Here is a 12451-nt window from a genome sequence, read left to right as displayed (position 1 = left end):
AGCCAGGATCAAACTCTCACTAAAAAGTTTAATCTGTTGCTCAAATTACTTTGAGTCTTTTTTAAGACTCTCAAAAGAATTGCTGGTTATTACTTAACTTTTATTCTGTTCAATTTTCAAAGACCATTTTCTTCATCGCTCTCAAGCGACTTCTTTATATTATCATTTGTTTTGTTTATTGTCAACAACTTTTTAAAAAACTTTTTTGTTTTTCTTGGTTGTTTTCAATTTGTTGCCGCATCTCTCAGCGACGAGATTTATCTTAACATCTTATTTCATATGTTTCAAACTCAATAACATCCGTTTAATTAAATTATTTTAATTTTTCTATGTTATTCTTATTTTTTATATGTTTTTCTATCATTGATACGCCTGGAATAGAGTATGCTTATTTTCTTTAGTAATCTATATTTTAACTATCATTTTTTACTATTTATCACCTAATTATTATGCAATTTAAGTTAAACAATACTAATCAACGTTCTATTATTATGTGTATTTAGTAGCTACTTGAATATTGAAACAAAAAAATTGGTACTAATTAATTAAAATTAGTACCAATTTACTATTATTCTTCGTCTTGTTCTTCTGCTCTCTCTAATAATTCTTCTAATCCATTATCATTAGAATTATTGTTTGACTCTAAAGTCTCAACATTTACTTCTTCACTAATTTCACCGTCTAGTTCTATTTGTTCCTCTTTTTCTTCACCGTTACCACTAATTTTAGCAATAGCTACAACTTTTTCTTCTTCTATAGTTCTCATTAATGTTACACCCATAGCAGATCTATTTGTTACTGATACATCTGCAACATTAATTCTTATTGCAACTCCACTTGTGTTTATTAACATAAGCTCATCATCTACTTTACATACAGTAGCACCAACTAGCTTACCTGTCTTATCTGAAATCTTATATGTTATAAGACCAGTTCCACCTCTTTTTTGTCTCTTATATTCTGTAACTGGCGTTCTTTTACCAAAACCATTTTCACTAATAACAAGTAAATCTTCACCTTCTACTGCTATATCCATACATACAGCTATATCATCTTCTTTTAGATTAATAGATCTAACTCCAGCAGCAGTTCTACCCATTGCTCTTACATCTTGCTCATTAAACTTAATTGCATTACCATTTTGAGTTGCTAATATAATATCAGCATCACCTCTAGTAACTTTAACTTTAAGAAGTTCATCACCATCTCTTAAGTTAATAGCTATTAATCCATTCTTTCTAAGATTTTTAAATTCTGAAAGATGTGTTTTCTTAACTAATCCTTGCTTAGTAGCCATAAATAAGAATCCATCATTAACATCATCTCTAACTGTTAATACAGTTTCTATTCTTTCATCTTGCTCTATTGATATTAAGTTAATTATATTAGTTCCCTTAGCTGTTCTACCTGCATCAGGAATTTCATATGCTCTTAACTTATACACTCTACCTCTATTAGTAAAGAATAATACATCAGAATGAGTTGAGGTAATATTAACATGTTCTACAAAGTCATCTTCCTTTGTAGACATTGCTTGAATACCTTTCCCCCCTCTTCTTTGAGCAGAATAAGTATCAGCTGATATTCTCTTAATGTATCCTGAATGAGTTAATGTAACAACAACCTCTTCTTCTTGAATAAGATCTTCAATATCTATTTCATTAACTACTTTTTCAATAACACTTCTTCTTTCATCATTATATCTAGCTTTTATTTCTAATAATTCATCCTTAATTACCCCTAGTAATTTTTCTTCACTAGCAAGTATTGAATTTAAGTACTCAATTAATTTCATTAATTCATTATACTCATCTTCTATTTTATCTCTTTCTAATCCTGTAAGTCTTCTTAATCTCATTTCTAAGATTGCTTGAGCTTGCTTTTCACTTAATCCAAATCTCTCTATTAAAGTATTCTTAGCTATTTCTGAAGTCTTTGATCCTCTGATTATGCTAATTACTTCATCAATGTTATCTAAAGCTATTCTTAAACCTTCTAAGATATGAGCTCTTGCTTCAGCCTTATTTAATTCAAAAATAGTTCTATTTGTAATAACTTCTTTTTGGAATTCAATATAATAATTTAATACTTGTTTTATATTTAATACTTGTGGTTGATTATTAACTAATGCTAACATTATGACCCCAAAAGTATCTTGCATTTTTGTATGCTTATATAACATGTTTAGAACTACATTAGGATTTGCATCTCTCTTAAGTTCTATAACTATTCTCATTCCTTCTCTATCTGACTCATCTCTTAAATCAGATATACCAACTATCTTTTTATCTTTTACTAAGTCTGCAATATTTTCTATAAGCTTAGCCTTATTTACTTGGTAAGGTATTTCTGTAACTATTATTTTATGTCTATTATTTTCTTCTTCTATTTCAGCCTTAGCTCTAACTACAACTTTACCTTTACCTGTTTCATAAGCAGCTCTTATTCCTGCTTTCCCCATTATTATTCCACCAGTAGGGAAATCAGGCCCCTTTATTACAGTCATTAACTCTAATATTTCTGTTTCTGGATTATCGATTAACATTATTGTTCCATCAATAATCTCACCTAGATTATGTGGTGGTATATTTGTAGCCATACCAACTGCTATTCCTGATGATCCATTTACTAATAAGTTAGGATATCTTGAAGGAAGAACTGTTGGTTCTTTTTCTTCACCATCAAAGTTTGGAATAAACTCTACTGTATTTTTTGTTATATCTCTTAACATTTCAGCAGCTATTTTATTCATTTTTGCTTCTGTATATCTCATAGCTGCCGCGCTATCACCATCTACGGAACCAAAGTTTCCATGCCCATCCACTAGCATATATCTCATTGAGAAATCTTGAGCCATTCTTACTAGTGCATCATAAACTGAAGAATCACCATGTGGGTGATACTTACCTAGAACTTCCCCAACTATTCTTGCACATTTTCTGTACCCTTTTTCTGGAGCTAATCCTAATTCATGCATAGAGAATAATATTCTTCTATGAACTGGTTTTAAACCATCTCTAACATCAGGAAGTGCACGACCAACAATAACACTCATTGCATAATCGATGTAGCACTTTTTCATTTCCTTGTTAATATCTATAGGTATAACTTTTCCCTCGTTTAAACTCATGTACTTCACCTCGTTTTAGTACTAAACATCTAAATTACTTACTTTTTTAGCATTCTTTTGAATGAATTCTCTTCTTGGCTCAACCTTATCACCCATTAATATAGTGAATATTTCATCTGCAGCAATAGCATCTTCTATTGTTGCTTTTAAAAGTACTCTTTGTTCAGGGTCCATAGTTGTATCCCATAATTGAGTAGCATTCATTTCACCAAGACCTTTGTATCTTTGTATATTAGTTGAGTTATCTTTTCCACCAATTTCTGTTAGTATTTTTTCTAACTCATTGTCTGAATAAACATAGTATTCTTTTTTATTTTTCTTTACTTGATATAATGGTGGTTGAGCTATGTAAACATGCCCACCATCTAATAATCCTCTCATATATCTAAAGAAGAATGTTAATAATAGTGTTCTAATATGAGCACCATCAACATCGGCATCTGTCATTATTATTATTCTATTATATCTTAATTTTTCAGCATCAAAGTCTTCACCAATTCCTGCTCCAAAAGCAGTAATCATTGATCTTATTGAATCAGCAGTTAATATTCTATCTAATCTTTGTTTTTCAACATTTAATATTTTCCCTCTTAAAGGTAATATTGCTTGGAACTTTCTATCTCTTCCTTGCTTAGCTGAACCTCCCGCTGAATCCCCTTCGACTATATATATTTCACATTCCATAGGATCCTTAGATGAACAATCAGCTAATTTACCTGGTAATGATGAACGTTCTAGTACAGATTTTCTTGTTAATTCTCTAGCCTTTCTAGCAGCATCTCTAGCTCTAGCAGCCATTAATCCCTTTTCGATAATAGTTTTACCTACATTAGGATTTTCTTCTAAGAATATAGAAACACCTTCTCCAAGTATAGAATCAACTACACCTCTTACTTCAGAGTTTCCTAATTTAGTTTTAGTTTGCCCTTCAAATTGTGGTTCTGATATTTTCACAGAAATAACTGCAGTTAATCCTTCTCTTATATCTTCTCCTGAAAGGTTTTTATCATTTTCTTTTAAATGACCAAACTTCTTACCATAATCATTTATAACTCTAGTTAAAGCTGTTTTAAACCCTGATAAATGTGTTCCACCTTCTATAGTATCTATATTATTTGCAAAAGAATATAAGTTTTCGCTATATCCATCATTGTATTGAAGTGATATTTCAGCTATAATACCATCTTTTTCACCTTCAACATATATAGGCTCTTGATGCATTACTTCTTTATTTCTGTTTAAGTATGCAACAAACTCCTTTATTCCACCTTCATAGAAATAGTTTTCTACTCTTTCTTCTTCTTCTCTTTTATCTCTCAATGTTATACTTATCCCTTTGTTTAAGAAAGCTAACTCTCTTAATCTACTTGATAGTATATCAAAATCATATTCTGTTTCCTCGAATATTTCTGCATCTGGTTTAAAGCTAACAGTTGTTCCTCTTTCCTCTGATTCACCTATTTTAGTTAATTCAGAAAGAACATTTCCTCTTGAGTATCTTTGCTTCCATACAGCGCCTTCTCTTTTTACTACTACTTCACACCATTCTGAAAGAGCGTTAACAACTGAAGCACCTACACCGTGAAGGCCTCCAGATACTTTGTATCCGCCACCACCAAATTTACCACCTGCATGTAATACAGTCATAATTACTTCTACTGTTGATTTACCCATTTTAGGGTTTATCCCTGTAGGCATACCTCTACCATCATCAACTACTGTGATAGAATTATCCTCATTTATTGATACATCAATATTTTTACAAAAGCCAGCTAAAGCCTCATCTATACTATTATCTACAATTTCATAAACTAAGTGATGTAAACCTCTTGAACTTGTTGTTCCTATATACATCCCTGGTCTTTTTCTTACTGCTTCCAAGCCCTCTAAGACTTGAATCTGACTCTCATCATAGCTTTCTTTATTTTGTTCCAACATAAGCTCCTCCTTAATAGCACATAAGTATTATAATCACAATGAAGGTTTAGATTGGATTTATGGATTATAATCTATATTTGTTCTTTTAGTTAATGTTGAAGATGATATAGGTGATAAGTACACCTTACTCATCTTATTTACTTCCGCTATAACAAATGATTTTGGTTTATCTTTAGAAATTCTCTCAACAAATCCATCTTCTTCTGCCATTCTTAAAAATGCGCTAGTATCTGAACTATACATAGTTGTTTGTAAATCAAAAATTCCAATTACATCTTTGACTGGAACTACTACATTTTCTCCTAAATGCAAAAACACAAGAACGCCTCCTCTAATTTAGGATTTCTCCATCTTTAACTTTAAAAACTTTAGATCTCTCATCTAAATAATCTGTTAGATCTTCTATTCCAGTACAAGTTATTACAGTTTGTATTTCTCTAATAGTTCTAAGCACATATCTTTTTCTACTAAAATCTAATTCAGATAATACATCATCTAGTAAAAGTACTGGATATTCCCCTGTTAACTCCTTTATTATTTTTAAAGAAGAAAACTTTATAGTTAATACTGCGCTTCTTTGCTGACCTTGAGATCCAAAGCTCTTAGTATCAACATCATTTATAAGTACTGAAAAGTCGTCTCTATGAGGACCTATACTAGTTATTCTCTTTTCAATGTCTTTTTTTCTATTCTTTTTTAAAAGCTGATAAAAATTATCTTCAACATTGTTTAGATCTCTAATCGTACTTATATATTTAAACTCTATATCTTCTTTTCCTGAAGATATATCATTATGTATCTCTTTTCCATAGAGATTCAACTTATCCATATAATTAAGCCTATCTATTATTATATCATAACCATATTTCACCAATTGAATATCATAAATTTCTAAAATTTCTTCATCAATGTCTCTATTTTTCAAAAGCATGTTTCTTTCGTTTAAAACTTTATTATATTGCACTAAATTATAATAATATCTTGAATTTAATTGACATAACTCCATATCAATAAATTTTCTTCTTATTCCTGGGGAATCCTTTATTATCTTTAAATCCTCTGGTGAAAACATTACAACATTAAAGTTACCAAATAACTCTCCTATTTTAGTAACTTTAACTTTATTTATTCTAATAGCTTTTCGCCCATCCTTTAATATACTGATGTCTATTCTCTTATCTAATCTTTCTCTTCCAACAGTTACACTAATATAGGCATTATCACTATTCCAATATATTAACTCTCTATCTTTTGACGTTCTATGAGATTTTGCAAATGCACAATAATGCATAGCTTCTAGTATATTAGTTTTCCCTTGAGCATTATCACCCATAAATACATTAACATTTTTACCAAGATTTATATCTAGCATCTTATAATTTCTATAATTAAGCATTTGAAGTTTTTTAATGTACATTTTTAACCCCCTTTTAATTATAACATAGAGGAGTAAAAAATTATTATAGAAAAATCTAAAGATATTAAAGTAATATTTCTTATATTACTTTAAATTGCTCTCCTTCAAATTCAACTACATCTCCAGGTCTTATCTTTTTGCCTCTTTGAGTGCAAATTTCACCATTAACCTTAACAAGTTCCTCTAAAACATAAATTTTAGCCTCTGAACCTAATGACGCTACTCCACACCATTTTAAAAATGAATCTAGTTTTATAAATTCTGTATTAATTTTAACTTCTTTCATATTTATTCAAAACATGCATATTTATTAATTTAATATGCATGTTTTATTCACCTCCAACTATCTTATTAATCTTACTGGCAATACTAAATATTTAGCATTTTGAGTATTTTTTCCTTTTAACACACAAGGACTTACGCTTGATGTCATTTCCAATCTAACTTCATCATCTTCCATATTCTTCAATACATCTAAAAGATATCTTGAGTTAAATGCAATTTGAACATCTTCACCTTGCAAGCTGATTGATACTTCTTCCCTAACTTTTCCCAATTGAGAATTAGAAGTGATAACTAGAGTATCCTCTTGAACATCTAATTTTATTAAATTGCTATTTCCATCCTTAGCCATTAATGATGCTCTTTCTATTCCATTTTGTAATTCTTGCTTATTTACATTAACTAATATCTTATATTCTTGAGGTAAAAGTGATATGTAATTTACAAATTTTCCATCTAATAATCTAGAAATTATTTTAGTATTTCCTAAATTAAATAATATATGATTATTAGTAAATGTTATTTTAACTATATCTGATGTATCTTCTAGTATTTTAGATACCTCATTTAAAGTCTTTCCAGGAATAACTACTTCCAAATCATTTTCATTATCTAAAAACTCATTTCTAACAGCTAATCTATAACCATCTAATGCAACTAAATTTAAACTTTTATTCTTTACTTCGAATAAAATACCTTGAAGTATAGGTCTAGTTTCATCTTGAGCTATTGCAAATGATGTTCCTTTTATCATATTTTTTAATAAATTTTGAGGAACTTCTACTGATAAATCCTCATTTATGCTTGGTAAAGCTGGATAATCTTCTCCATTCATATAAACAAGATTAAATACAGACTTTTCACAAGTTATTTGAATTATGTCATTTTCTAATGTTTCTATCTTAACATCAGAATTAGGTAGTTTTCTTATTATCTCTCCAAAGATTTTAGAATCTATTACTATTTTTCCTTCTTCTAATACATCTGAAGAAACTTTAGTTTCTATACATACATCAATATCTGATCCAACTAAAGTTAAACCTTCTTTAGTTGCATTTATGTAAATACCTTCTAATATAGGCATTGTTGTTTTTCCAGTTATAGCTTTACTAACTATTGAAATCCCTTCTTGTAATAAATGTTTTTCACATATAAAAATCATTAAAAATACCTCCTTATTTATACACAGTGATTATTCTATTAAATAAGATAATATATTAAATATTATTAATAATAATAGTAGTAGGCTGTGTGGATATGTTGAAAACCCATCCTAGGCCTTGAAAACACTGAATTTTTTATAAAAAAATATTGTGGATAAGTGAAGCAAAATCATCTTTACTTATCCACAGTTTACACAGGAACAATTGCTTTTGAGACTTATCCACATTTAATTATATAAAGTTATGTACATCTGTTAATTAATTTTGAGTTAATTTTTTTGTTATATCATTTACTGTGTGTTGTAGACTTTCATCTCTATTTAATGTATCTGAAATTTTCTCGTAAGCGTGAATTACTGTAGTGTGATCTCTACCACCAAACTCTTCACCTATTTTTGGTAATGACATATCTGTAAGTTTTCTACTTAAGTACATAGCTATTTGTCTTGGATAAGCTACGTTTCTAGTTCTTCTTTGTGATTTCAAATCTTCTATACGTAAATTAAAATAGCTTGCAACAACATCTTGAATTATATCTATAGTAATATTTTTATTTTGTTTATTAGATATAATGTCTTTTAAAGCTTCAGTTGCTAAATCACTACTAATTGCCCTATTAGTAAGAGATGAGTATGCAACTATTCTTATTAATGCGCCTTCAAGTTCTCTTATATTTGATTTAATTTTTGTAGCGATATAAACCATTACTTCATTTGGAACATTTAATTTTTCTACATCAGCCTTTTTCTTTAAAATGGCCATTCTTGTTTCAAAATCAGGAGCTTGAATATCAGCTATTAAACCCCATTCGAATCTAGATCTTAATCTGTCTTCTAATGTAGGAATTTCTTTTGGTGGTCTATCTGATGATAGAATTATTTGTTTATTTGCTTCGTGCAAAGCATTAAATGTATGGAAAAACTCCTCTTGAGTTCTTTCTTTTCCAGCAATAAATTGAATATCATCTATAAGTAGAACATCTACATTTCTATACTTATTTCTAAATTCTTCATTTTTATCATCTTTAATAGAATTAATAAGTTCATTAGTAAATTTTTCTGATGAAACGTAAACTACTTTAGCATTAGGATTATTTTGTAGTATATAATGACCTATTGCATGCATTAAGTGAGTTTTACCTAAACCAACGCCTCCATAAATAAATAATGGATTGTAAGCTTTTGCAGGAGATTCAGCAACGGCTAAAGATGCAGCATGAGCAAATCTATTACTATTACCTATTACAAAGGAATCGAAAGTATATTTTGGATTTAATGTACTAGATACATCAGCATTTACATTTAATGTTGGCTTATTTTCTTTTTTTTCATTTAGTTGCTCTTTTTGAACTTCTTCTTCTTCTTTAATATCAGATTCTATTAAAAATTCTACACTATATAATTTGGAGCAAGCAGCTTCTATAGAATTAACGACTAAATCTTTATAACGTTTTTCTAATATATCTTGTGTAAAAGAGTTAGGAACGCTGATTCTGATAGTATTGGAAGATATAGAAATTGGTTCGCAACTTTTTATCCATGTGTTAAAGCTAACTTCACTCATCTCACCTTTTATAATATTTAATGTTTTTTCCCATAATGATTTAAGCTCGGCATCCATCGAATATCCTCCATTTAAAATAAATTTTGAAATAATATAATAACAATTTACTAACAATATATCAACATAATTATTAACAGGTCATGTTAATAATAGAAATACTTAATAAAATTATGCACATGTTAATAATTATGTTGATACAAAAAGATAACTAAAGTTATCCACAATATAAGTATGTACAGTTTTAAACATTATTAACACGGAATAAACTCATTAAATTTGCTAAAAATATTACTAATTGAGTAAGATATTAATATAAAGATAACAAGTTATTCACAATTTAATCCACAGTTGTGGATAAGTCGACTTATTCACAAAAATATTCACAGTCAATATTAATAATAACATAAGTTAAATACTGTGTTCAAGGAGTTATCCACAAAAATATGATTTAAAGATTTAATTTATCAACAATAAATTGGAATTTATAGCGTATTGACATAAAATCATGATATATATATAATAATAAGGTAAATTTAAAATTTTCGATAAATATAGTTGTTGACTATATAAAAAACTTTAAAGGGGGTGTAGTGAATGTTCATGACATACCAACCAAAAAAGAGACAAAGAAAAAAAGAGCACGGATTCAGAAAAAGAATGAGCTCTTCAGCAGGAAGAAACGTTCTTAAGAGAAGAAGACTAAAAGGTAGAAAAAAATTAACAGCATAAGGGCCGCATTAAGTGGCCTTTTTTCTGCAAATGCAGGAAAAAAAGGAGTCAGAGCCTAAAATGATATATAGATTAAGAAAAAATACTGAATTTAGAACTGTATATAAAAGAGGAAAGTCACTGGCAAATTCTATTTTAGTTCTTTATACATTTAATAATAGAAAGAACAAGGATGCAGAAGGATCTATATATAATAAAGTAGGGATTTCTGTAAGTAAAAAAGTTGGAAACAGTGTAGTTCGTAGTAGAAGTAAACGATTGATAAGTGAAAGCTATAGACTTAATTGTCATAACTTAAAAAATGGTTATGATTTTGTTTTTGTTGCAAGAACTTCAATTAAGGATAAAAGTTATTCAGAAGTAGAAGAAGCTATGAAAAAACTTTTTTTAAAGGCAGGATTATATAAATAATGAAAAAAATAATGCTAAAGTTAATATTTTTATATAGAAAATATATTTCACCAATGAGACCACCTTGTTGTATATATGTACCGACTTGTTCAGAATATGCAATTGAAGCTATTAATAAATACGGTGCTCTTAAAGGTGGATTTTTAGCAATAAAGAGAATTTTGAGGTGCAATCCATTTTCAAAGGGTGGATATGACCCTGTTAAATAAAGGAGGTTAGACATAGATTATGATGTCGTTTTTATCACCAATAACTAATTTCTTAACGATTATATTTGATGGACTACACGGATTCTTGCTTAACTTATTCAACATGCAGCCAAGTGGTATGTCTTATGTACTAACAATTTTAACTTTTACAGTAATAATAAGATTGTTAATACTTCCATTAAATATTAAATCAACTAAGTCAAATGCTAGAATGCAAGCAATTCAACCGGAGTTAAAGAAAATACAAGCAAAATATGCAAATGATCCACAAAAGATGCAAATGGAATCATCAAAATTAATGAAAGAAAATAATGTAAGTATGTTCGGTGGATGTTTACCAACATTATTACCACTACCAATATTATTTGCTTTATATTATGTATTTATGAATATAGATAAATCAGCAGTAGTTGATCCATCATTCTTATGGATAGCAGATGTATTCTCAAGAGATAAGCTTATGATTTTACCAGTATTAGCATTCTTAAGTACTTATGTACCAAGTTTATTATTATCTAAATCAATGCCATCACCTGAAGAGGGTGGTATGAATATGGGTACTATGAATTTAATGATGGCTGGTATGATGGGTGTAATGTCTATAAACTTTAGTGCAATACTAGTTATTTATTGGGTTATAGGGGGAGCGATTCAATTAGCTCAAACTTATTTCTTAAATTATTTACCATATAAGAAAAAACAAGAAGAAAAAGCACTTAAAGAAGCTGAACAAGTGTCTTTAAATGCAAAGAAATCAACACCAAAAACTAAAAAAAGAAAATAATAATGCTTTAGCATTTACTAGGTGGGTGAATAGGGTATGAAAACATTAGAAATCACAGGCAAAAATGTAGATGAGGCATTAAAATCTGCATTAGAACAATTAAATGTTACTAAAGATAAAGTTGAAGTTGAGATTATAGACGAAGGAAACAAAGGATTTTTTAATTTTATAGGAGCAAAACCGGCTAGAATATTAGTTAAGGTTAAAAGAGATTATCTAGAGGAAGCAAGAACCTTTTTAAGAAGTGTTCTTGATGCCATGGAAATTAAAGCTGAGATAGGAATTAAAGAAGAAAATGAAGTAATTCATATTAATCTTACGGGTCCGGCAATGGGCGTTATCATTGGATATAGGGGGGAGACTTTAGATTCTCTACAATATCTAATATCTTTAGTTGTTAATAAAGGCCATGATATACCTTATAAAAAAATTGTTTTAGATACTGAGAATTATAGACAAAAGAGGGAAGAAACTTTAAAGAGAGTTGCTGAAAAAGCAGCTTACAAGGTTAGAAAAAATAAAAGATTATTTAAGTTAGAGCCTATGAATCCTTATGAAAGAAGAGTAATTCATTCAGCATTACAAGATAATGAATTTGTTACTACTTATAGTGAGGGTGAAGAGCCTTATAGAAGAATAGTCATTGATATAAAAAAAGAAAGCTAATTTAGCTTTCTTTTTTTTGTTTTCGAATTTTTGACTTAATTTAATTATTTTTGTAAAATGTATATTATCTAAATTGGGATATAATAAAGAAAGGGGAGCAACTTAGAAGGAGGATAACTAATGAAAGAATTTGACACAATTTGTGCAATAGCAACAGCC

12 protein-coding genes are annotated in these 12451 nt (G+C 28.9%); 5 read left to right on the top strand and 7 right to left on the bottom strand.

The window, feature by feature from the left end:
- Positions 1 to 568: 568 nt before the first annotated feature.
- From gyrA to dnaA, 7 genes are all read right to left on the bottom strand, one after another.
- The gene (gyrA, locus tag ACRDBA_RS16655; RefSeq protein WP_438574057.1) at positions 569 to 3130 is read right to left on the bottom strand and encodes a DNA gyrase subunit A; all 2562 of its coding nucleotides are present in this window, start codon (positions 3128 to 3130) and stop codon (positions 569 to 571) included.
- A gap of 21 nt (positions 3131 to 3151) precedes the next feature.
- Positions 3152 to 5068 (bottom strand): DNA topoisomerase (ATP-hydrolyzing) subunit B, encoded by a 1917-nt coding sequence (gene gyrB, locus ACRDBA_RS16650; protein WP_438574056.1) that lies wholly within the window; start codon positions 5066 to 5068, stop codon positions 3152 to 3154.
- Positions 5069 to 5125: 57 nt separating this feature from the next.
- Positions 5126 to 5386, bottom strand: coding sequence for an extracellular matrix regulator RemB (gene remB, locus ACRDBA_RS16645; protein ID WP_438574055.1), 261 nt, complete (start codon positions 5384 to 5386; stop codon positions 5126 to 5128).
- Positions 5387 to 5399: 13 nt separating this feature from the next.
- Entirely contained in the window at positions 5400 to 6485 is a 1086-nt protein-coding gene (gene recF, locus ACRDBA_RS16640; RefSeq protein ID WP_438574054.1) for a DNA replication/repair protein RecF, read from the bottom strand.
- A 79-nt stretch (positions 6486 to 6564) separates the two neighbouring features.
- A complete protein-coding gene (gene yaaA / locus ACRDBA_RS16635; RefSeq protein ID WP_438574053.1) occupies positions 6565 to 6771 on the bottom strand; it encodes a S4 domain-containing protein YaaA in 207 nt (68 codons plus the stop codon).
- 57 nt (positions 6772 to 6828) lie between these two features.
- The gene (gene dnaN, locus ACRDBA_RS16630) at positions 6829 to 7929 is read right to left on the bottom strand and encodes a DNA polymerase III subunit beta (protein ID WP_438574052.1); all 1101 of its coding nucleotides are present in this window, start codon (positions 7927 to 7929) and stop codon (positions 6829 to 6831) included.
- Between the two features lie 259 nt (positions 7930 to 8188).
- The gene (gene dnaA, locus ACRDBA_RS16625) at positions 8189 to 9550 is read right to left on the bottom strand and encodes a chromosomal replication initiator protein DnaA (RefSeq protein WP_438574051.1); all 1362 of its coding nucleotides are present in this window, start codon (positions 9548 to 9550) and stop codon (positions 8189 to 8191) included.
- 537 nt (positions 9551 to 10087) lie between these two features.
- On the opposite strand from dnaA, the gene rpmH reads away from it, so the two are divergent.
- Genes rpmH through jag form a run of 5 tightly spaced genes read left to right on the top strand, consistent with a single transcriptional unit; the run spans position 10088 to position 12292 of the window.
- Complete coding sequence (gene rpmH / locus ACRDBA_RS16620; protein WP_438574050.1) at positions 10088 to 10222, top strand: 50S ribosomal protein L34; 135 nt, start codon at positions 10088 to 10090, stop codon at positions 10220 to 10222.
- Positions 10223 to 10282: 60 nt separating this feature from the next.
- Entirely contained in the window at positions 10283 to 10633 is a 351-nt protein-coding gene (gene rnpA / locus ACRDBA_RS16615; RefSeq protein WP_438574049.1) for a ribonuclease P protein component, read from the top strand.
- Entirely contained in the window at positions 10633 to 10842 is a 210-nt protein-coding gene (gene yidD / locus ACRDBA_RS16610; protein ID WP_438574048.1) for a membrane protein insertion efficiency factor YidD, read from the top strand. The genes rnpA and yidD overlap by 1 nt, the downstream gene beginning before the upstream one ends.
- Before the next feature lie 19 nt (positions 10843 to 10861).
- A complete protein-coding gene (gene yidC / locus ACRDBA_RS16605; protein WP_438574047.1) occupies positions 10862 to 11626 on the top strand; it encodes a membrane protein insertase YidC in 765 nt (254 codons plus the stop codon).
- Positions 11627 to 11662: 36 nt separating this feature from the next.
- On the top strand, positions 11663 to 12292 hold the full coding sequence (jag, locus tag ACRDBA_RS16600; RefSeq protein WP_438574046.1) for an RNA-binding cell elongation regulator Jag/EloR: 630 nt from the start codon (positions 11663 to 11665) through the stop codon (positions 12290 to 12292).
- Positions 12293 to 12451 lie beyond the last annotated feature (159 nt).

Source organism: Clostridium sp. (genome assembly GCF_051654825.1).
Lineage (GTDB): Bacteria > Bacillota > Clostridia > Clostridiales > Clostridiaceae > Clostridium.
The sequence above is the reverse complement of the archived record's forward strand: the minus strand, read 5'-3'. Positions and strand labels throughout refer to the sequence as shown.

Excerpts from the sequence above, each read along its gene's own strand:
- gyrA (WP_438574057.1), bottom strand. The coding sequence starts at position 3,130 with ATGAGTTTAAACGAGGGAAAAGTTATACCTATAGATATTAACAAGGAA.
- dnaN (WP_438574052.1), bottom strand. The coding sequence starts at position 7,929 with ATGATTTTTATATGTGAAAAACATTTATTACAAGAAGGGATTTCAATA.
- yidC (WP_438574047.1), top strand. The coding sequence starts at position 10,862 with ATGATGTCGTTTTTATCACCAATAACTAATTTCTTAACGATTATATTT.
- yidD (WP_438574048.1), top strand. The coding sequence starts at position 10,633 with ATGAAAAAAATAATGCTAAAGTTAATATTTTTATATAGAAAATATATT.
- rpmH (WP_438574050.1), top strand. The coding sequence starts at position 10,088 with ATGTTCATGACATACCAACCAAAAAAGAGACAAAGAAAAAAAGAGCAC.
- gyrB (WP_438574056.1), bottom strand. The coding sequence starts at position 5,068 with ATGTTGGAACAAAATAAAGAAAGCTATGATGAGAGTCAGATTCAAGTC.
- yaaA (WP_438574053.1), bottom strand. The coding sequence starts at position 6,771 with ATGAAAGAAGTTAAAATTAATACAGAATTTATAAAACTAGATTCATTT.
- jag (WP_438574046.1), top strand. The coding sequence starts at position 11,663 with ATGAAAACATTAGAAATCACAGGCAAAAATGTAGATGAGGCATTAAAA.
- dnaA (WP_438574051.1), bottom strand. The coding sequence starts at position 9,550 with ATGGATGCCGAGCTTAAATCATTATGGGAAAAAACATTAAATATTATA.
- rnpA (WP_438574049.1), top strand. The coding sequence starts at position 10,283 with ATGATATATAGATTAAGAAAAAATACTGAATTTAGAACTGTATATAAA.
- recF (WP_438574054.1), bottom strand. The coding sequence starts at position 6,485 with ATGTACATTAAAAAACTTCAAATGCTTAATTATAGAAATTATAAGATG.